This window comes from Phycisphaerae bacterium (assembly GCA_024102815.1).
Taxonomy (GTDB): Bacteria; Planctomycetota; Phycisphaerae; order UBA1845; family UBA1845; genus JAGFJJ01.
On the sequence record JAGFJJ010000076.1, the window covers coordinates 174,662 to 194,569 of the forward strand.

Annotated in this window: 16 protein-coding genes; 7 read left to right on the forward strand and 9 right to left on the reverse strand. The window is 62.9% G+C overall.

What is annotated here, in order from left to right:
* Positions 1-67: 67 nt before the first annotated feature.
* The 6 genes from J5J06_19290 to tadA (J5J06_19315) all read right to left on the reverse strand — a co-directional run bounded on the left by J5J06_19290 (position 68) and on the right by tadA (J5J06_19315) (position 8,497).
* Positions 68-1,114, reverse strand: coding sequence for a prepilin-type N-terminal cleavage/methylation domain-containing protein (locus J5J06_19290; GenBank protein MCO6439242.1), 1,047 nt, complete (start codon positions 1,112-1,114; stop codon positions 68-70).
* A gap of 45 nt (positions 1,115-1,159) precedes the next feature.
* Positions 1,160-2,287, reverse strand: a complete 1,128-nt coding sequence (locus J5J06_19295) for a prepilin-type N-terminal cleavage/methylation domain-containing protein (protein ID MCO6439243.1) — start codon at positions 2,285-2,287, stop codon at positions 1,160-1,162.
* A gap of 133 nt (positions 2,288-2,420) precedes the next feature.
* Positions 2,421-3,665 (reverse strand): type II secretion system F family protein, encoded by a 1,245-nt coding sequence (locus tag J5J06_19300; protein MCO6439244.1) that lies wholly within the window; start codon positions 3,663-3,665, stop codon positions 2,421-2,423.
* A 58-nt stretch (positions 3,666-3,723) separates the two neighbouring features.
* On the reverse strand, positions 3,724-5,529 hold the full coding sequence (tadA, locus tag J5J06_19305; GenBank protein MCO6439245.1) for a Flp pilus assembly complex ATPase component TadA: 1,806 nt from the start codon (positions 5,527-5,529) through the stop codon (positions 3,724-3,726).
* An 11-nt stretch (positions 5,530-5,540) separates the two neighbouring features.
* On the reverse strand, positions 5,541-6,674 hold the full coding sequence (locus tag J5J06_19310) for a type IV pilus twitching motility protein PilT (GenBank protein ID MCO6439246.1): 1,134 nt from the start codon (positions 6,672-6,674) through the stop codon (positions 5,541-5,543).
* Positions 6,675-6,781: 107 nt separating this feature from the next.
* Positions 6,782-8,497 (reverse strand): Flp pilus assembly complex ATPase component TadA, encoded by a 1,716-nt coding sequence (gene tadA, locus J5J06_19315; GenBank protein MCO6439247.1) that lies wholly within the window; start codon positions 8,495-8,497, stop codon positions 6,782-6,784.
* Between the two features lie 230 nt (positions 8,498-8,727).
* Between tadA (J5J06_19315) and J5J06_19320 the strand changes: the two genes are divergently transcribed.
* The 4 genes from J5J06_19320 to J5J06_19335 are packed head-to-tail and all read left to right on the forward strand — an operon-like array spanning position 8,728 to position 11,378.
* Positions 8,728-9,186 (forward strand): HEAT repeat domain-containing protein, encoded by a 459-nt coding sequence (locus tag J5J06_19320; GenBank protein MCO6439248.1) that lies wholly within the window; start codon positions 8,728-8,730, stop codon positions 9,184-9,186.
* 31 nt (positions 9,187-9,217) lie between these two features.
* Positions 9,218-9,556, forward strand: a complete 339-nt coding sequence (locus J5J06_19325) for an STAS domain-containing protein (GenBank protein MCO6439249.1) — start codon at positions 9,218-9,220, stop codon at positions 9,554-9,556.
* Entirely contained in the window at positions 9,553-10,422 is an 870-nt protein-coding gene (locus tag J5J06_19330) for an ABC transporter permease (protein ID MCO6439250.1), read from the forward strand. The genes J5J06_19325 and J5J06_19330 overlap by 4 nt, the downstream gene beginning before the upstream one ends.
* Before the next feature lie 59 nt (positions 10,423-10,481).
* Complete coding sequence (locus tag J5J06_19335) at positions 10,482-11,378, forward strand: ATP-binding cassette domain-containing protein (protein MCO6439251.1); 897 nt, start codon at positions 10,482-10,484, stop codon at positions 11,376-11,378.
* Between the two features lie 98 nt (positions 11,379-11,476).
* On the opposite strand, the gene J5J06_19340 is transcribed toward J5J06_19335, so the two are convergent.
* The 3 genes from J5J06_19340 to J5J06_19350 all read right to left on the reverse strand — a co-directional run bounded on the left by J5J06_19340 (position 11,477) and on the right by J5J06_19350 (position 14,008).
* Positions 11,477-12,364, reverse strand: coding sequence for an SGNH/GDSL hydrolase family protein (locus J5J06_19340; GenBank protein MCO6439252.1), 888 nt, complete (start codon positions 12,362-12,364; stop codon positions 11,477-11,479).
* 166 nt (positions 12,365-12,530) lie between these two features.
* Complete coding sequence (locus J5J06_19345; GenBank protein MCO6439253.1) at positions 12,531-13,313, reverse strand: hypothetical protein; 783 nt, start codon at positions 13,311-13,313, stop codon at positions 12,531-12,533.
* The gene (locus tag J5J06_19350; protein MCO6439254.1) at positions 13,310-14,008 is read right to left on the reverse strand and encodes a hypothetical protein; all 699 of its coding nucleotides are present in this window, start codon (positions 14,006-14,008) and stop codon (positions 13,310-13,312) included. Before J5J06_19350 ends, J5J06_19345 begins: the two co-directional genes overlap by 4 nt.
* 538 nt (positions 14,009-14,546) lie before the next feature.
* On the opposite strand from J5J06_19350, the gene J5J06_19355 reads away from it, so the two are divergent.
* The 3 genes from J5J06_19355 (at position 14,547) to rpoD (ending at position 19,811) form a co-directional block, all read left to right on the forward strand.
* Positions 14,547-15,962: a hypothetical protein gene (locus tag J5J06_19355; protein ID MCO6439255.1), complete on the forward strand. Its 1,416-nt coding sequence runs from the start codon at positions 14,547-14,549 to the stop codon at positions 15,960-15,962.
* 220 nt (positions 15,963-16,182) lie between these two features.
* Positions 16,183-18,072, forward strand: a complete 1,890-nt coding sequence (gene dnaG, locus J5J06_19360) for a DNA primase (protein ID MCO6439256.1) — start codon at positions 16,183-16,185, stop codon at positions 18,070-18,072.
* Complete coding sequence (gene rpoD, locus J5J06_19365; GenBank protein MCO6439257.1) at positions 18,069-19,811, forward strand: RNA polymerase sigma factor RpoD; 1,743 nt, start codon at positions 18,069-18,071, stop codon at positions 19,809-19,811. Before dnaG ends, rpoD begins: the two co-directional genes overlap by 4 nt.
* Positions 19,812-19,908 lie beyond the last annotated feature (97 nt).

Below are 19,908 nucleotides of genomic sequence, written 5' to 3' on the forward strand. Positions count from 1 at the left end.
AATAGGCGCGGCCGTTGCGTCCATCATGAATTGCGATTCGCGGATTGCGAACGGGTCGCGCGGGCACTTACTCGTCCTCCCGCGTCCAGTTGACCACGTCGTCATTGGTGCCGTAGACGCCGTCGGGCCCCGCGCTGACGAGCAGGTAGCTGTCACTGCGTATGGGCAGGTTGATCTGCGCCTGCTGCGGATCGCGAATGAAGCGGGCAAACGTGTTGTCCCACACGGCCGCGTTCGCGACATCATCCTTGGTTGCATCGCGCTCCGGCGCCTGGGCGTCGGCAATACGTGAATAAGACTCGCCGCCGGCCTGGGCCGAGCCACCGAAGTCGATGCCCTTCGTTGTCAGGTCGCCGTTCCGGCTGCCGGTGATGATCCCGTTGTCTTCCTGGCGATAGACGCCGGGCTTTCCCTCATCCTGAATCATGAACTTCCCACCGCGATTGGCACGGTAATAGAGAATGGGGCGATCCCACTTGTCCACGAACAGGTTGAGCTTGGCGGTCTTATCGTCGCGCTGGTCCCAGGCAATGATGATTCCCAGATTCTCGAGCTGCTCCAGCGTGCGGGCGTTGCCGGAAATCATCTTCTGATCGACATAGGACCCGTTGGGTTCGGGGTAGCGGGGCTGCTGGGGTTCCAGCGTGCTGGGGTCGAGGGCGTAGAGTCCGCCGCGCTCGGTGGCGGTCTTGGGTTGCTTGGTGGTGTCATCGGCCCAGTAGCCGTCACGATCGAGATCGCGGAAGCCCGGTGTGCCCAGCAGGTCCTGCCCGGCCAGCGCCTGGAGCAGGAGGTGCGCCCCGGCCACGGGCGTATCGGGCGTAGCGATGGAGCTTTCCGAATTGGGGTTGGCGATTTTCCATCGATCCATGCCGGAGAAGTCGCCGGAGGACGGCGGCAGACCGCCACCGAGGGCCTGTTCGTTGCGATACAGTTGCAGGCCGGAGTCGATGGCGGTGAACATGGATTTCTGCGCAGTGACGTTCGCCGAATTGCGAATGGTGCTCACGGCCGGGATGAGGATGGCGATGAGCAGGGCAATGATGGAGATCGTCACGAGCAGTTCCACGAGGGTAAATCCTCGCGTGCTCCCGGAGTGAATTCGTCGTTGCATCGTGCGCGTCCTCGTTCCGCCGCCGTGGTTCGCGGCAGGCTGCGGTTATTCCGTCTCCCTGGGGAAGTTGGTTACGTCGTCGTTTGTGCCCCATTCGCCGTCCGCCCCGGCGCTGATGAGCAGGTAACTGTCCGGGTTGACGGGATGCAGCGGGGTCTTGGGATCCACCGGTTTTCCGTCCTGGTACAGCGAGCGAAGCTCGACGAGCTGCTTGCGGTTGATGATGAAGCCCGCGAAGGACTTCTGCGGATCGGGTTCGTCATCCGGCGGCGGCGTGACCAACTGATCGGCCGTGTACTTTTCCCCCGCCACGGCGATGGGATGGGGATTGCGGCCGAACAGCCAACCGACCTCAGCCTCGTCGCCGGTAAAGCCGTGGTTGTCGTCGTGATAGTAGTATGCTGGACCTTTCTCCTGGTCGTCGCCGGTGTAGGAATTATCTTCCTCGCGCTCGTCGGCGACCATGTTGGTGGGTGTGCCGTTTCGGTTGGCGGCGTAGTAGAGGATGGGCTGGTCGAACGCGTCGACGATGACCGGCAGTTCCTTCATCTTGTCCCAGTCGGGAAAGAGCTTGTCGTTGCGCCGGCCGGGGAGCTTCTCCGTCGCGAGCATGCGCACCTTGGACGTGTCGATATAAAGTGGGCGACGATCGAGCCTTTTGCCGGTGCTCAAGGGGTCGTCCGTGTACCATTTCCAGGGCTCCGACCCGAGATTGTCCCGCTTGGGCACGCTCTGGCGGGAAATGTAGCCGTTGCCGTCCACGCCCACGAGCATGGCCGGAAGCCACTGGGCGCCGTAGACGCGCGGGAAGCTGCTGTCGAGGAAGGGGAACTTGCCCTCCAGTGCGTCCTTGCGGGTGAAAATCTCCTTGCCGTCGTCGACGATCGGCGGATGGGCAAAAGACGGCGGATAGCCATTGGTCTGGCTGAACTCCCGGCCGTTGTCCGTCTTGAACTGTTCGAGGCCCGCTCCGATGGTGCGAAGGAGCGCCGAAGTGGACGTCTTCTTGGCGGCGTTGCGCGCCGCGTTCAGCGATGGAACAAGGATGGCGATGAGCACGGCGATAATGAACATGACCGTGAGCAGCTCGACCAGCGAGAATCCCGAACGCGCGCAACGTGTGTTGGCGCCGCCCTTGCCGTTTCGCCGGGGGGATAAGGGGGCAAATCGCATGATTTCCTCGGTTCCTCCAAACAAGCGACGGCGGACGAGTTGCCGCCGCCGCGCCGTTCGACGGCCCGCATGCAGGCCGCGTTGATTCCGGGTTTTCGCCGGCGGGTCACGACCCGCCGACATGACGCCGATCCTATCCCTGCACGGACTGCATCAGCGACACCAGCGGCATGAACAGGGCGATCACGATGAAGCCCACAATACCGCCGAGGCAGATAACCATGGCCGGCTCCATGAGTGAGATCAGACCGGCCACGGCGACGTCCACTTCCTCTTCGTAGTTGTCCGCGATCTTCAGGAGCATCTTGTCGAGCTCGCCGGTCTCCTCCCCGACGTCAATCATGTTGGTGACCAGGGCGTCGCAGATCCTGCCCTGGCGCAGGGGGGCGGCGAAGCTCTCACCCTCGCGAATGGCGTCGTGCACGCGGACCATGGCCCGCGCGTAGACTTCGTTTCCGGATGTCTCGCGCGTGATGTTGATGGCTTCGAGAATGGGTACGCCGGCCTGGATCAACGTTCCCAGCGTACGCGTGAACCGCGCTACGGATGTTTTCTTGACCAGTGCCCCGACGCCCGGAATATTCAGTGCGATCAAGTCCGTGACGTATCGCCCGCCGCTGGATGAGCGGATGAGCTTGAACAGGGCCATCACCGCGAACGGTGTCCCGATCAGCACCAGCCAGCCGGGAATGGGTCTGCCCCGCACGAACCAGTCGGAGGACGAAAGCAGGACCACCGTGACGCCGGGCAGCTTTGTCCCGAAGTCCTGGAAGATGGTCCGGAACTTCGGGATGACGAAGATCATGATACCGGCGACGATGACTGCGGCGAACAGCACGACGGCCATGGGGTAGATCATGGCCCCGATGACCTTGCGCTTCAGCTTCTGCCCCTTTTCCTGGAACTCGGCCAATCGGTTGAGAATGACGTCCAGCACACCGCCGGTCTCTCCCGCGGCGACCATGTTGACGTATAGACGATCAAAGGCCTTGGGATGCTTGGCAAACGCCTCGGAGAGCGTCGAGCCGCCCTCGATGTCCTCGGCAACAGTCTTGAGCACGCGCTTCATCGCGCCGGGCTTCTGCTGTTCCTCAAGAATGTGCAGGCTGCGCAGAATGGGCAGCCCCGCATCCTGCAGTGTGGAAAGCTGGCGGGTGAACTGCGTGAGCTGCTTGGGGCCGAGACGTCCGGTTCCGCCGCTGGTGCGCTTCTTGGCAGGTCCTGCCGTCTTCGCCCGGCCGCCCTTTTCCCGAATGCGCGTGGGGAAGTAGCCCAGGTTCCGTATTTTGGCGAGGGCGTCCTCGGCCGAGACCGCTTCGATCTCGTCCTTAACTTCCTGCCCGGCCTGATTCATCGCCTCGTAAGCAAAGCTCGCCATGACGATTACCCCAATGGCCCAATCGGACGACGGTACGCGGGGCAAACCACGAACCGAATCAGATTTCCTCGGCGATGGTCTCCTTGACCACTTCGTCGAGCGAGGTATGCCCCTCGAGAATCGCCGCCAGACCCGCTTCGCGCAACGTTCGCATACCCCGCTGAATGGCCGCGCGACGCAGCAGCGCCGTCGATCCCTGTTGCATAATCAGTTCCCGCAATTGATCGTCCAGGACCATGATCTCGAAAATACCCATTCGACCACGATAGCCGGTGTTGTTGCAGTAGTCGCAGCCCTTTCCATAGTAGAAGAGCTTGTCGCCGATGTCGTCTGGCTTGAGCCCGATCTGGAACAACTGCTGCTCAGTCGGTCGGTACGCCTCTCGACAGGTGGTGCAGATGCGGCGGACCAGCCGCTGGGCAACGACCGCCTCGAGCGTCGCGGTGATGAGGAACGCCTCCATGCCCAGGTCGAGCAGACGGGCGATGGCCGACGGCGCGTCGTTTGTGTGCAGCGTGGTGAATACCAGGTGTCCGGTCAATGAGGCCTGTACGCTGATCTGTGCCGTTTCCAGGTCACGGACCTCACCCACGAGGATGATATCCGGGTCCTGTCGCAGGAAGCTGCGCAGTGCCCGGGCGAAGGTCAGGCCCACGTCCGGACGGACCTGCACCTGGACCAGGCCGTCGATGTCATATTCGACCGGGTCTTCCGAAGTGAGAATCTTCACATCGGGCGTGTTCAGCTCGTTGAGCGCCGCGTAGAGCGTGGTCGTCTTGCCGGAGCCGGTCGGCCCGGTGTTGATAATGATGCCGTTGGGCTTTTCGATCAGTTGCCGGAAGATCGCCAGCTCCTCCGGGCGCATGCCGACCTTGTCCAGGCTCAACTGGACGTTGGCGCGGTCGAGCACACGAAGCACGATGCTCTCGCCGAACATGGTCGGCAGTACGGAAACGCGCAGGTCGATGGGATTGCCTTTCAGGAACAACTCGATGCGCCCGTCCTGCGGAAGTCGGCGTTCGGCAATGTCGAGGTTGGCCATGACCTTGATACGAGACGCCAGCGCCATGGCGATGAATCGCGGCGGCGGTACCATTTCGTAGAGTACGCCGTCAATACGGTAGCGCATCTTGAACTCGTCCTCGAACGGCTCGAAGTGGACGTCGCTGGCCTTTTCCTTGATGGCCTGGAGCAGGACGAGGTTGAGCAGTTTCTTGACGGGGTTGAGGTCGGAGAGCTGGCGGAGCTCGGCGAGATCGATGCTGTCGCCACGGCCCTGGAGCTTAGCCAGGTCCTCGTCCGTGTTGAGCTCGTCGATCAGGCCGGTGATCGATTCCTGCTCGCCCTCGGGGTAGTAACGGTCCAGGGCCTTCTGGAGGTCGTCCGGCCGGCAGATATAAGCCTTGATGTTGCAACCCAAGAGCGTCTTGAGATCGTCGGTCGCCACGAAGTTGTCCGGGTTGTCCATGGCGAGATGGACTTCGTTGCGATCGATCAGCTTCTCGAAGGGGACGGCGCGGTAGGTCTGAGCCATCTGCACGGTCATCAGGGAGATGACCTCGGCGGGAACCTCCATCTTGGAAAGATCGACGGGCTCCATGCCGCTCTGCGCAGCGAGGGCGATCGCCAGATCGTCTTCACTGATGTAGCCCAACTCGACCAGAATCTGTCCGAGCGGTCCGCGCTGCTGCTTCTGGATTTCCAGGGCCTCTTCGACCTGCTGGCGGCGAAGCTTGCCCATCTTGATCAGGACGCGGCCCAGTTGCCGTCCGCGGAGCTGCTCCACCGGCAGGCTCTTGCCGCCCTTAGCGGACTTGGCAGCCGGAGTCGTTGATGTTTTGCTTGTTGAGGTCGAGTCAGCCATGGGCGATGAACCTACGAACTTTCACTTCCTGCCTCGGAACTCTTGGTCTCGCCGCTGCCGGATCGATCATCCAGGCCGCGGCGGTGCGTGTCGATCTTGTCCTGCATCGGGCCGGGATGCCGCGAGCGGTCCACGCAATCCTCGGCCGTGACCAACCCCTGTTCATATAACTGCCACAGGTGCTCGTCGAGGAGCTGCATGCCGTACTTCTTCCCGGTCTGAATGGCCGAGTCGATACGGTAGGTCTTGTTCTCGCGGATCAGGTTGGCGATGGCCGGCGTGATGACCATGAACTCATAGGCCGCGATCATGCCCTTGGGAATCTTGGGCAGCAGCGCCTGCGACAAAGAGGCGATCAGGTTCGTCGAGAGCTGAACACGGATCTGCTCCTGCTGCGCCTGGGGGAAAGCGTCGATGATTCGGTTGATGGTTCCCTGGCAGCCGGTGGTGTGCAGTGTGGCGAACACCAAGTGGCCGGTCTCGGCGGCGCGGATGCCGGATTCGATGGTCTCGAGATCGCGGAACTCACCGACGAGGATCACGTCCGGGTCCTGTCGCAACACGCGGCGGAGCGACTCGGCGAAACTGGGCACGTCCACGCCGATCTCGCGTTGATTCACGATCGACTTCTTGTGCTTGTGGTAATACTCGATGGGGTCTTCCATGGTCACGATGTGGCGGTCGAGGTTCGTGTTGACGTAGTCGATCATCGTGGCCAGCGTCGTCGTCTTTCCGGAGCCGGTAGGTCCGGTGACCAGGAAGAGCCCGCGCGGACGGCGGCAGAGGCTGCGGCAGATGTTGGGCAGGCCGATCTGCTCGAACGTAAGGAGCTTCGTGGGGATCAGACGCAGCACCATGGCCACGTTGCCCTTCTGCTTGAACACGGCCACGCGGAATCGACCCTGGTCGCCGAACGCGAAGCCGAAGTCGGTGCTGCCGTCTTCCTGGAGCTCCTGCTGATTGCGGTCCGGGGTGATGGCCTTCATCAACGCCACGGTATCTTCCGGCGTGAGTGTCTTGGTCTCCAGCGAGCGCATGTGGCCGTGCAGACGAATCGTGGGTGGGCGCCCCACGGTGATGTGCAGGTCCGATGCGCCCTGTTTGACCACCGTCTCCAGGAGCCGGTCGATATGCAACGTTGCCATAGTCCATCCTCAGCCGACCGCGATCGAAGAATCGGTGCGATCCGATCGGACCGGTGAATGCGAATCCAACGGCGCGGCCATCGGCGGCGCCCTTCCATCCCGCTTCGCTATGCCGCGACCACGACGCCTTCCGCCTGGGTCGTGCGGACAAGCTCGTCCGGCGTGGTGACGCCCGAGAGAATCTTCAGCTTGCCGTCTTCGAGGAGCGTTCGCATGCCCGACGCCCGCGCCGCGCTGCGCAGTTGGCTGGCCGTGGACTTCTTGAAGGCCAGGTCGCGTATTTCATTGTTCATCAGGAGCATCTCGAAGATGCCCAGTCGGCCGCGATAGCCCGAGCCCCGGCAGCGCTTGCAACCGGCGCCCTTGTAGATCGTCTTGCCGGCCAGTTCCTCGTCCTTGAATCCGAGCACCTTGAGGGTGCGCGGGTCCGGATTGGGATCGACCGTCTTGCACTCCGAGCAGATCACGCGGACGAGACGCTGGGCCATGATCGCCTGAATGGCGCTGGCCACCAGGAACGGCTTGATGCCCATGTCGATCAGACGCGTGATTGCCGAAGGCGCGTCGTTGGTGTGCAGCGTGCTGAAGACGAGGTGGCCGGTAAGCGCCGCCTGGATGGCTACGTCCCCAACTTCCTTATCTCGAATCTCGCCCACGAGGATGATGTTGGGTGCCTGGCGGAGCATGGCCCGCAGCACGCGTGCGAAGGTCAGTCCGATTTCATCGCGCACCTGGCACTGGTTCATGCCCGTGAAGTTGTACTCCACCGGATCCTCGGCCGTGATGATCTTGCGGTCGGACTTGTTCAGTTCCTGGAGGGCTGCGTACAGCGTCGTCGTCTTTCCCGACCCCGTCGGCCCGGTGACCAGGAAAATGCCGTTGGGACGCTTGATGATGTCGAGAAATCGCTGGTAGTCATCCTCGGCGAAGCCCAGCGCCGGAATACCGATCTGCACTGATTCCGGGCGCAGAATACGCAGGACGACGCTCTCGCCGTGGTAGGCAGGGCAGGCGCTGACGCGGAAGTCGATTTTGCCCCCGCCGATGATCATCTTGATTCGCCCGTCCTGCGGGACGCGGCGCTCGGCGATATCCATGCCCGACATGATCTTCAGGCGGGTCATCACCGCGGCCTGCATGTTCTTGGGGATGTCATCGCGCACGTGGCAGACGCCGTCGATGCGGTAGCGCACGCGAACGCGGTCGCCCATGGGCTCGATATGGATGTCGCTGGCCCGGGAGTGCACCGCCTCGGTGATGATCAGATTGGCCAGGCGAATGATGGGCGCGTCGGCGTCTTCGTCATCCTCTCGCTTCTTGAGCGCATCCTCGGCGGACTGCGGAGCTTCCTGGTCGATGCTGGCCATCGTCTTGGAAAGCACGTCGCCGTCCACGCTGACGAACTTGTCCACGAAGCGCTTGACTTTGGAAAACGGGGCGAGCGTCGGGACAATCTCTTTGTTCAAGCGAAACTTCAGAAGATCAATTGTCTCAAGATCAAGCGGATCGGTCATGATGACCTTGAGGCGGTCGCCCTCGATTTCCAGCGGCAGGACCATGCAGTCTTCAATGATCTTGGCGGGAATGAGCTCGAGGGAACCCTTGTCCACCTTACGCTTGTCGAGGTCAATGAACTCCCAGCCGAACTGCGAGGCCAGGGCCTTGTAAACGTCGTCCTCACCGCAGGCGTTTAGCTCGAGCAGGGCCTCGCCGATGCGTTTGCCGTGCTCCATGCCGTATTGCAGGGCCTCCGTGACGGTCGATTCCGTCACAACGCCCCACCCAACCAGGATTTCACCGAGTTTCTTGCGTAGCTTGGCCATGCGTGCGTAGTCGCGGGTCTGCTGAAAACCGTGGGCTCAGGTGCCGTCCGGCGACGGCTGCGATCCGGGGTCGGTCGGATCGCGGACAACCGGGCACCGATTCTAGTGGCCGTCCGGCGGCAGTTCAACCGAGCCTGCTCACGATTAACAGGCGTTCATCGCAGCTCCCAGTGTTGCCAGGGGACGAGCGCCCATGTTCGCCGGCGACGGCGTTGCGTATATTGTCGGGCATGACCGAGGCGATCGATCGGATTCGCGCGGATGATCGCCGGCGCGGTGTGCAACGCGGCATCCTTGTCGTCTTCGGCCTCGCGACGGCGCTATTGCTTATCCCGTCTTGCGGGGACCGCCGGGAGCTGGGAGTCCGCATGGCAGATGACGACCCGGCCGTCCGAATTCGGGCGATGCGCGAAGCGGTCGACCGCGAGCGCCGTGATCTTCTTCCCTCGCTGGTCAATCGGCTGGAGGACGACGACCCGGCGGTGCGGCTGTTTGCCATCGTGGCGTTGGAGAGAATGACCGGGCAGCGGTTCGCCTACCGCCCGGAGTCGGACCGGTCCGAGCGGCAGGCGGCGGTCGCGGCGTGGCGTACGTACCTGAAGGAGAACGACCAACGCCGGGGTCAGGCTGAATCCTCCGGCGGGACCGGGGCATCCAATGCCCGTCATGCGAAGAATTCGGCCCCATAAACTGCTCTTTTTCTATTGGCGCAAGCGCCCCATGACCGACGCGGTACGCTCTATCGATCGAAAGGGAAACACGGTGGTGGTCCGGGCGGGTGGGGACATCGCCCGGGACCAGTCGCCGGAGTTTCATGCCGCGCTGGTCGAGCTTGCCGCGGAACGCCCGCAACGGATGATTGTCGACCTCTCCGCGGTCACGTTCATGGATTCATCCGGTCTGGGTACCCTCCTGGAAATCTACAAGCGGATGCGGCGCGAGGGTGGGCGGCTGGACCTCGTGGGTGTTGTCGAGCCGGTGCAGGGCGTCTTTGAGGTCACGCGCATGGATCAGTTCTTCAAGATCTACGCCACCGAGGAGGAGGCCCTGCGCGGATGAGCGATCGCCCGCTCACGCCGGATGAGGATCGCCCTTCACACGCCGCAGGCCGGTTTTTCTACTCCATAGGCGCGGCCGCCGAGAACTTCCTCAATTCGACTTCGGACCAGTTCCGCCGCGTAGGAGGCATGACGCTCCTTCTGGCTGAGACAATCTCGTGGTTGGCGCGAGGCCTGTTCGTTCCCGGCGTGAAGCTGCGCCGGGCGGCGATCGCCGAGCAGATGGTTCGCGTGGGCGTCAAGAGCATCGGGATCGTGGTGCTCGTGGCGTCGTTCATGGGCTGCATTCTCGCACTGCAAATGGCCCCGACACTTCAGCGATTCGGGCAGCTCGATCGCGTGGCGCAGATCGTGGCCATTGCCATGGTGCGCGAGCTGGGCCCGCTGCTGACGGCGATCGTGCTCAGCGGGTTCGCCGGGGCGTCCATCGCGGCCGAGCTCGGGGCGATGGTCGAGTCGGAGGAGATCAAAGCGCTTCGGGCCCATGCGCTCAACCCCGTGCACTTCCTGGTCGTGCCCCGCTTCGTGGCGACGGTGGTGATGATCGTCGGGCTGGCGGTCATCGCCAATATTGTCGGCGTGCTGGGCGGGTTCCTCACCTCGTGGCTCGTGCTGGACATCGCCCCGCAGACCTATCTCGACCTGACCCGCGAAGGACTGGTGGTGAAGGACTACGTCACGGGTCTGATCAAGGCCGGCGTGTTCGGCGGGCTCATCTGCCTGATCGCCTGCCACGAAGGCATGACCGTCAGCGGCGGTGCGGTGGGCGTCGGGCGGGCGACGACGGCAACCGTAGTGAAATCGATTGTGGCGATCATCGGCATGGACGCGGTGTTCACGGCCGTGTTCTATGCGTTCGGACTGTAGGCGGAAGGCAGTATTGTGAATGCGGAATGTGGAACTGTGAATGAAGAGCGCCGGCAGGCATGAGTGACACCAAGTCGTCACCTTCGGACGTGGTCATCGAGGTCCGCAACGTGCGGAAGGAGTTTCCCACGGCGTCGGGCGGGCGGGCCGTGGTGCTCGCCGATGTGAGTTTCGACGTCCATCGCGGGGAGACGCTGGTCATTATGGGCGGCAGCGGCAGCGGCAAGAGCACGCTGCTCAACTGCCTGATCGGCGAACTGCCGACCGACGGCGGATCGATCCGCTACCGCCTCAAGGGCATCCCCGAGCGTGCGTCCATCTGCGAGATGGACGAGCCGCAGCTCAACGAAATCCGCAAGCGGTTCGGCATCCTCTTCCAGAGCGGGGCCCTGTTCAACTCGCTCACCGTGGCGGAGAACGTGGCCTTACCGCTGCTGGAGCATTCCGAAGTCGATCCCGACGTGGTGGACATGGTCGTGGCGCTGAAGCTGCAGCAGGTGAAGATGCTGCCCCACCGCGACAAGAGCCCCGCGCAGCTTTCCGGCGGGCAGAAGAAGCGGGCGGGGCTCGCCCGGGCGACGGCGCTCGACCCGGAGATTCTCTTCTACGACGAGCCCTCGGCCGGGCTCGACCCGGTGACCTCCACGGCCATCGACGGGCTCATTATGGACCTGTCGAAGAAGCTGCACGTGACGAGCGTGGTGGTGACGCACGAGATGGACTCGGCGTTTCGCATCGCGGACCGCATGGTCATGCTCGACAAGGGCCGGGTGATGCGGATCGGCCCGCGCGCGGAATTCGAGTCCCTGCGCGACGCCCGCCCCGAAGACTTGACCGGCGACGCCGACCGCCTGCTGAACCAGTTCCTCAACGGCTTCGACACCGGCCCGCTGACCGATGCCGAAGGGTTGAGCGAGTTCGAGAAGCTGATTGTGGGGGAAGGCAACAGGCAGTAGGCAACGGGCAATAGGGAGTAGGGTCCGCCGTGCGGACAATCCTGGCGAGTGGCGGGCCGCGTTTGCGTGCCTGGTGATGGTGCTGCGGTTCGACTTCGTCATTCCGGCGAAAGCCGGAATCCACGTTTCTCAGGCACGCGGTTCGTGTGGGGTGGACTAAAACAACTCAGCTTCGCCCGCAGTTCCTCCAGAGAAGCCAAGACTTGGTCTTCCCGGATAAGGTCGTCCTCGATGAGCTGCTGTAACGAGAGGAATCCAATGACGATCAACCCCTCACGCGAAAGGTGAAGGGCATCGGGTAGAAAGAGCTCACTTAGTTGTGATCCCTCCCAGGTATGACCGCCGATCGATAGCCTGCCTGTGGGGGATTGGGCCACCGCATATACTCGCGCAACCGGGATAATCTGCACTCTTGGGTGCGTTTCAGCGAATTCTCTAATCCGGTCATTCGCGAGCCGCAAGGTTTCCTTGGTAGGAATAAACCGTCTGTCCAGCCCGGACTGCGGGCCGACATCCGGAATATCCCCAAGTAGAAATGTCGGAGCCCGCTTACCGAAGCGCTTAAGCAGCATGTCGAGCTCGTTCAGTGCCGAGTCGAGTAGGGTGAGGTTGGTTTCGCCTTCTCCCTGCGCGTCTCCGTAGGCATCCCAAAAAAGGAAGTCGGCGCCAATCACCAGGGCCGGCGCTGCGTCCGCAACCTGCCCGAGTTGCCGAACTCGACACCCCGCGGGGTCGAGAAACATCGCTGCCGTCGAGAAATCCTGAACCCTGTGCCCAACGTATGCCCCAACAACTTCGGCCAGCGTAGTCGAACTTTCTGCGGGCAAGCCGTAACCGGCGGAAACGCTCGCTCCGACGACGGCGATGGACCGAGTGAGGTCGTGGTTTCCTGCGGGACCGGCGCCCGTTTTCTGCGGAACATCTCCAGTCCTTGCCTGCATGCAAAAAACGGCGCCGATGACGACGGCGACAAGATGTCGATCCATGACAGACACCTTTCAGAACCCAGCATGAATTGCACTCCGCGACAACCGGACTTAAGCCGCAGGATAAGCAAATCGCCGCACGTGGCGGGGCATGGTATTCGAAACCAAGGCCCGTGAGCCCTCGACCAGCCCCGCCACGCGAAGGCGCAATCCTCAAACGGCGGCACTAAGGAAATCCCAACTCCGCAGGCGTGGGAAATCTCCCGATCATGAGCGCTTTCCTCTCGAAAAACAGCTTGCCAACGAGTGGCAACGAGGCCAGCCATTCACCGCCTTTGCCTCCATACCTGGGTGTTTTCACTGTAGCCATGTGGTTGCCAAAGACGGTCCATTGCCCATCGGGACCCTTTACCGCTGCCGGTCCGCCGGACATACCCTCCAAGGGACCTCTATAGCTTGTCACGGCGTACACTACCCCCAAAGGGAGGTTCGGCGCCCACGGCGCCACGACCCTGCAGCGAACCATCACACACCCACCCCACTTGGGGAACCCGGCGACAAAGAACGTGTCACCGGGCGCGAGAGCCAGGTCCGGGTCCACGCGAACAGGAACAATCGGCGCCTTTCCGGGATACTCGAAGCACGCCCAGTCAGAGAATGCAACGTCTCCCGCTGAGCGGCTTTGCTCGAAGCTCGCCCAGTCAGAGAACGCAACGTCTTCTCCCGCCGAGCGGCTTTGAGCGACAAGCTTGACCCGTGTGTCACCAAGCCATGCACCGTCATGATCATGCTGGTAGTGATGCGCGCTCATGATCAGTGTGCCTGTTGGCGTTGTCCCCACGGCAAACGCGGTGAAACCAATGCCTCGCCCTGTTGGAGAGTCTTCGGCCCTCACCAATCGCGCGACGGGAAGGCTGTCAGTCGTGATGCGACACGGCGTCACCGAGAGGCTGGCGCACCCAGCCGTGAGTAAAGCCGGTACCAGCAGCAGTAGTGCCCGCTTGGTCATCGCTCCAACTGTGCCTCCGCCGCCAAGTCTACCGTATCCACGACTTCCATAACGCGCATCGTCGCAAGGTCGACGCTGATGGTTTTGGCTTCACGGGTATCCCGATCGGTACCCTCGGCCCAGAGGGTCTTGGCCCCCAGCGCCGTGGTCAGAAAGACCCGAAGATCGTCCAGACGGCCCATGAGAAGAACCTGTTTGATGGGCCTGCCGTCGCTGGTGCTTATGCCGGTATCGAGGACGCCGAACTTGACGCCGTCGCCCGCCGGCAACGTTACCTCGGCCGGCATGGCAACCGCGATCACTGCCTTCTCCGGCAGGCCTTCCTCACGGTCGAAAATTTGCTGGAGGGTCGGCGACACGAAGCGTACCGAAGCCCTGAAACCGCCGCGCTCGTAGGCTGTTACCAGTGGGTCGCTGGGTGCCTCAGCCACCATGTCATAATCGACGATGCCACGCTCGGCCAGCACCGCGTCGATGTATGGTAGATCGTCACCGACTTCGGTCAGCTTTTCCGGCTGCCCCGGCGTCTCTGGCTGAGGCGGCTGGGGCTGCGGCGGTTGGGGCTGCGGCTCCTGCGGCGGGACCGTGGGCTCGTCTTGGTAGAACTCGATCACCACCTGATCGGGTCCGATCTCGATTCTCCGCATGGGGCCCATGCAGCCGAGCTGCTGCGGCAGCACTGTTAGCGTGACCATGAGCAAACTCGCCCCTTTCCTCAAGATCTTTGTCCTCATTGTCCTTCCTCTCATAAGTGGACATGTTTTGCCCCGCGCCACGTTGGCGCGGAGCCCTCGGGCCTTTACCAATTGGACATATGCCCATGGTGCGCAGGGCGCTCGCGCTTTGCGGAAGGGACTCTGTGAAATCTATGCTCCCGGTAGTGCGACCGGCCGGGGCAATCGTGGACCATCGCATCGCCCCGGCTTCAACCAATGAATTCAGGTTGCCCACCCCGTCGAGCAGAATCCGCTCTGGGAGCGGGCTCATGCGTCCTCCCAGCCCCCAGACGGAACCTTGACACGCCCTCTTTCCTGCCCACAATTCGCGGGTTGGAGCGTTCGGTACTTCGTGTGGCCGGCGTCTTGCCCGGGAATCCGCTTCCCGTGGGAGTGGCGTCCGGTCGGCCGGCGGGCGCGAGCACCCGCCGCGATGGATGGTCCGTGCACCGAACGCGCATGCGGCATGCCCAGGGACGGTTGTTTCCCCCCAACGACGTAGCGGAGGCGCATTCGAATGGCCAAGGTGCAGCAGGGCGTTGGCGCCATTACGGTGTGGATGATCGTGTTCGTGGCCCTGTGGCTTACGTCCACGGTGTTTCTGGTCGTCCTGTACACCGGCCAGGAAGAGCTCAAGAACGAGAATCAGCGGCTCAGCGATGACGTTGATCGCCTGATCACCAGCAGCCAGCGCAACGCCATACCGCAGTTCCAGGAGGCCAAGCCCGGCGGTCCCACGCTGGCGGGCCTGCTCGAGGACGCCCGCCGCCAGACGGCCGAGATCGCGACAGGCGGCGAGGGTGGCGACAACGTGGCCACCGTTCGCACTAAGCGCGACGAGCTGGTCAAGATGATCGAGCGCGACAGGGTCACGCCCGACAGCGGCGAGTACGCCGGGCTGTCCCTGCTTCAGGTCAGCCGCAAGCTCTATGAATCGTTGAAGTCGAGCCAGCTCGCCCGCACCGCGGCTGAAAATCGCGTGGCGGAGCTTGAAGGGCAGGTCGACCAGCAGATCCAGACCAACCTGGCGCAGAAGACCGAGTTCGAAAAGCGCGCCCAGGAAATGGCCGGGCAGGTAGAGGAAGTGGAAACGAGCCGAGCGGCGTTCCGCCGCGAGCAGCAGGAAGCCAAGGACAAGCTTCAGCGCGACTTCGAGCAGCGGCTGCAGCAGAACGACACGGTCCTGGCCCAGGTTCGCCAGTCTCGCGCGACACTGGAGGAAGAGAATCGGGAGCTTCAGGAGCGTTTTCGGGCGCAGCAGGCGAAGTTCAGCGAGCTCCTCGTCCGGCCGGAAGAGCTGGGAACGGCGCGAAAGCCCGACGGAATGGTGCTGACAGCGATTCCGGGAGACGAAGTCGTCTACATCAACCTCGGCCGGAAGGACCGCCTGACGCTGGGACTGCAATTCACTGTCTACACGGCGGAGGACGGGATTCCTGCGAGCGGTCGGGGCAAGGCGCGAATCGAGGTCGTCTCGATGGAGGACACCTCGGCCGAGTGTCGCAAGGTCTGGGTCGACCCGCGGCAGGTAGTTCTGGAGGGAGATCTGATCGCCAATCCGGTGTACGACGCGGATCGAGCGTTAAGCTTCGCCGTGGCCGGGGCGTTCGATCTGGACCACGACGGCACACCCGATCCGAATGGCGCGGATATCATCGAGGCACTGATCGAAAACTGGGGCGGAAAGCTCGTGAGCGAGCCAACGGCGCTGACCGACTTCGTGGTTCTTGGTGCTGAGCCGCGCAAGCCGCGAACGACCATCAACCCGTCGGCGGAAGAGGCGGAGCGGGCGCGGCGGATGCAGGAGGCCGTGGATCGCTATGAGCGGGTCGTAACAACGGCCAACAACCTGGCGATCCCAGTACTGCCGCAGGAGGTTTTCCTGAACTTCCTCGGGTACAGCGGCGGGCAGCGCCTCGCGGTGGGCTACTAAGTGCATTTCACAGAGGCGGGTCGGGATGCAGATATGGAGTCCGTCCCGCGGTCGATTATTTGACCGTCCGGGAATCATGGGTTATAATTCACCCGGATTCTTCATCATGCTGGCAAATTCCCAGTTGATTTTTTCGCTTTACAGTTTATCGTCCGTCTGATCGAACGTCGTTCGGCAATTGGTTCCGGCCGGCGTAGCGGTCGGGTTGGGTGTTTCGCACTTGCGCGGTCTGGCACGAGCAAAACAGGCAATCCTCGACCGCGCGTCGTTGATCGACGTGGTGGGGGAGCACGTGTCTCTGCGTCGCAGCGGGCGACGTTGGGTCGGGCTCTGCCCTTTCCACAACGAGAAAACACCCTCTTTCACGGTCAATCCGGACTTGGGCATCTTCAAGTGCTTCGGCTGCGGGAAGAGCGGCGACCTCTTCTCGTTCGTCATGGAGCGCGAACAGGTTTCCTTCGTCGATGCGATGCGCCTGCTCGCAGACCGTACGGGCGTGCGCATCGAAGAAGAGTCGCGCCGCAGTGGCAGCAGCGAGATCGGCCGTCCGGAGTTGATTCGCGTTAATGCCTGGGCGCAGCAGCTTTTCTCGCGCCAGCTATGGTCGAGCGATATCGGTCGTTCGGCACGTGAATACGTGGAACGCCGCGGCATCGTGCGCGAAACGGCGCAGTCGTTTTCACTGGGGCTCTCGGTCGACGATGGCCAGCGATTGATTGATGCGGCACTCAAGGCCGGGTTCTCGCAGAAGCTGCTGTTGGCGGCGGACCTGCTTCGCACCAGCGAGCAAGGCCGTGTATATGCGACGTTCCGCAATCGTCTGATGTTTCCCATTCGCGACGCGGGGGGGCGCGTGCTGGGATTCGGCGGCCGGACGCTGGGGGATGATCCCGCCAAGTACATCAATACGAGACAGACGCTCCTGTTCGACAAAGGACGGGGGCTTTATGGCATTGATCTTGCACGGGAGAGCATCCGCACGAAGGGGCGGGCCGTACTGGTCGAAGGCTACACCGATTGCATGCTGCTTCACCAGGCGGGTTTCACGGAAACAGTGGCGACGCTGGGAACGGCGCTGACGCCCTGGCAGGTTGATCTGCTCCGGCGTTTCGGCGAGCAGGCGGTGATTGTCTTCGACTCGGACGCGGCGGGCGAGACCGCCGCCGACCGCGCCATCGGCGTGGCGCTGCCGCGCTGCCTGGGCGTGTCGCTGGCACAGGTGCCGGAAGGCAAGGACCCTGCGGATTTCGTGCTGTCGTGCGGTGCGGAGCGCTTTTCGGACGTGTTGAACGGTGCGGTCGAGGCGCTAAGATTCAAATGGTCGGCGACGCATGCGCGATTCGACGGTAACGCGTCGGACGCCGGGCGTCGCGAGGCTCTGGAGCGTTTTCTGCAGACGGTCGGGGAGGTTTGGTCCGGGGGGGCCGTTGATGCCATTCAACGAGGGCTGATCGTCAACCAGGTCAGCCATCTCCTGAAAATCGATGCGGGCGAGGTCTCGGCGTTGCTGAGTCGCCACTCGCGGCGAGCGGCGGCGGGTGGAGACGTTGCTTCCGTTCACAGGGACGCGGGATCCGTCCGCGATGGGGATAGAAGCGATGATAGCAACGGCTGGGTGCAGCTTCTGGAAGTGGTCCTCGCGGAGCCCGGCTTGTTTTCGGAGATCGAGTGTTTTCTCTCTACGGCCGCGCCGCAGGACGTCCAGTTTGGACGCTTGCTCTCGGCAATCCGAGGAGCGGCGACGGACCTGGGAGAGTTTCGACTTCAGGACGTGCTGATTCGCTGCGACGATCCGGCGGACGTCGTGCGATTGGCGGAACTGGCCGAGCGAGGCCTGGAAAAAGCGAATTATGCGGCGCGGCTGCGCGTGGCGCTGGACAAGATCAACGACGAGCGCCGGCGCCTGGCGATCCAGGCGGACAAGCGTGAGCTGCTGAACGGAAATGGGAACGCGGACGAGGAGCGCGTTCGGTTGACGAACCTGAGCGAGGGATTGCGATCGCGGCGGCATTTCGCAGGAATGCGGCTGGCGTCATCGCACCCGCGAGTACCCGGCCCGGATCGGATTGATCCCGCTGCGCCGGATTCCAAAGTGGTGGAGCAGGCATGATTGAGGCAGTCGGGCAGATTGAAAGCCCCATCGAGGCGGCGGTGGCCGAGCTGATGCGCCTGGGAAAGAAACGGGGCTTCGTCACCTGGGAGGAGATGAACCGTATCCTCCCCGACGAGGCCGTTGATCCCACGCAGCTCGAGTTGATCCTTATGCGCCTCGAGGACGAGAAGATCGAGACGCTGGACGATGCGGACGCTCGGCGCTTTGAGCGCAAGCGCGCCGAGGCCCGGGCCGAGGCTCGCGGCAGCGCGGAAGGAGAGCCGCAGTCCGCCGATTCGGCATCCGGCGACGACGACGAAGAGAACCTCAATATCGAAGCCGTCGTGGCGGAAGTCGGGGCCAAGCGCATCGACGATCCGGTGCGGATGTACCTGACGCAGATGGGCGAGATTCCCCTGCTCACGCGGGAGGAGGAAATCCGCCTGGCCAAGAAAATCGAGCTGACGCGCATGGCATTCCGGCAGAAGGTCCTGGAGAGCGATTACTGTGCGACGCTGGCGGTGGACATTCTCCAGCAGGTGCATGAAGGGCGGCTGCCGTTCGATCGCACGATGAAGATCTCAACTTCGGAACACGCGGCCAAGTCGCGCATCGGGGCGCGGATTCCGGTCAACCTCGAGACCGTGCGCGTGCTCATGAAGCGCAATGAGGAGGCCTGGCAGCGTGTGTTGCAGACCCGAAAGGTGGGCGAGCGCCGCGCCGTCGAGGCGGAAATGCGCTCCACGCGGCGGAAGGTCTCCAAGCTGCTCGAGGAGCTCTCCTTGCGCACGAGCCGCATTCAGCCCCTGATGAAGAAACTTCGCGGCCTGCACCGCAAGATGGTGGAGATCGAGCATCGGCTCGCCAATCAGCAGAAGAAGCGCACGCTGTCCGACGAGGACTTCCACGCAATGAAGGACGAGCTGGCGGGTATCGAGAGCCTCTGCCTGGAGAAGTCGGAGAGCCTCGGCAAGCGGCTGAAGTCCATTGAGCGCGTGTTCTCCGAGTACGAGGATGCCAAGCGGAAGCTCTCCGGGGGCAACCTGCGGCTCGTGGTGAGCATCGCGAAGAAGTATCGAAACCGCGGCCTGAGCTTCCTGGATATCATCCAGGAAGGCAACACGGGTCTCATGCGGGCGGTGGACAAATACGAGTACAAGCGCGGGTACAAGTTCAGCACGTATGCCACGTGGTGGATTCGCCAGGCGATCACGCGGGCGATTGCCGACCACGCGCGAACCATCCGCATTCCCGTGCACATGATCGAGACGATGAGCCGGCTGCGGAACATCAGCAAGGAGCTGCTTCAGGACCTGGGCCGCGAGCCGACCATCGACGAAATCGCCAGGCGGGCGAAGATGCCCGTTTCCGAAGCGCGGCGCGTCTTGAAGATTTCGCGCCATCCGATCTCGCTGGATCGTCCGGTGGGCGAGAGCGAGGATTCGTACTTCGGCGACTTCATCGAGGACGGCTCGGCCGAGAACCCGGTGGGTCAGGCCGGCGGGGAAATGCTCAAGGACCGCGTCGAGGAAGTGCTCAAGACGCTGACCTACCGCGAGCGGGAGATCATCAAGCTCCGCTACGGCATCGGCGACGGCTACACGTACACGCTGGAGGAAGTCGGCAAGATCTTCAAGGTCACGCGCGAGCGCGTCCGCCAGGTCGAAGCCAAGGCCATCCGCAAGCTCCAGCACCCGGTCCGGGCACGGAAGCTGGAGGGCTTCCTCGACAACCTCTCGCCGATGAGCGTGCCCTGAAGCGAACGTCGACAGGGCGACGACTCGGGCGGAATCCCGGATTCCGCGATGTCGATGAAATGAACAACAGCCCTTTGCGCTTTGGTGGCGTGAAGGG

What these genes read in the sequence shown, in the direction of transcription:
- J5J06_19290 (MCO6439242.1), bottom strand. Translation starts at nt 1,114, where the DNA reads ATGCAACGACGAATTCACTCCGGGAGCACGCGAGGATTTACCCTCGTG.
- J5J06_19295 (MCO6439243.1), bottom strand. Translation starts at nt 2,287, where the DNA reads ATGCGATTTGCCCCCTTATCCCCCCGGCGAAACGGCAAGGGCGGCGCC.
- J5J06_19300 (MCO6439244.1), bottom strand. Translation starts at nt 3,665, where the DNA reads ATGGCGAGCTTTGCTTACGAGGCGATGAATCAGGCCGGGCAGGAAGTT.
- tadA (MCO6439245.1), bottom strand. Translation starts at nt 5,529, where the DNA reads ATGGCTGACTCGACCTCAACAAGCAAAACATCAACGACTCCGGCTGCC.
- J5J06_19310 (MCO6439246.1), bottom strand. Translation starts at nt 6,674, where the DNA reads ATGGCAACGTTGCATATCGACCGGCTCCTGGAGACGGTGGTCAAACAG.
- tadA (MCO6439247.1), bottom strand. Translation starts at nt 8,497, where the DNA reads ATGGCCAAGCTACGCAAGAAACTCGGTGAAATCCTGGTTGGGTGGGGC.
- J5J06_19320 (MCO6439248.1), top strand. Translation starts at nt 8,728, where the DNA reads ATGACCGAGGCGATCGATCGGATTCGCGCGGATGATCGCCGGCGCGGT.
- J5J06_19325 (MCO6439249.1), top strand. Translation starts at nt 9,218, where the DNA reads ATGACCGACGCGGTACGCTCTATCGATCGAAAGGGAAACACGGTGGTG.
- J5J06_19330 (MCO6439250.1), top strand. Translation starts at nt 9,553, where the DNA reads ATGAGCGATCGCCCGCTCACGCCGGATGAGGATCGCCCTTCACACGCC.
- J5J06_19335 (MCO6439251.1), top strand. Translation starts at nt 10,482, where the DNA reads ATGAGTGACACCAAGTCGTCACCTTCGGACGTGGTCATCGAGGTCCGC.
- J5J06_19340 (MCO6439252.1), bottom strand. Translation starts at nt 12,364, where the DNA reads ATGGATCGACATCTTGTCGCCGTCGTCATCGGCGCCGTTTTTTGCATG.
- J5J06_19345 (MCO6439253.1), bottom strand. Translation starts at nt 13,313, where the DNA reads ATGACCAAGCGGGCACTACTGCTGCTGGTACCGGCTTTACTCACGGCT.
- J5J06_19350 (MCO6439254.1), bottom strand. Translation starts at nt 14,008, where the DNA reads ATGGTCACGCTAACAGTGCTGCCGCAGCAGCTCGGCTGCATGGGCCCC.
- J5J06_19355 (MCO6439255.1), top strand. Translation starts at nt 14,547, where the DNA reads ATGGCCAAGGTGCAGCAGGGCGTTGGCGCCATTACGGTGTGGATGATC.
- rpoD (MCO6439257.1), top strand. Translation starts at nt 18,069, where the DNA reads ATGATTGAGGCAGTCGGGCAGATTGAAAGCCCCATCGAGGCGGCGGTG.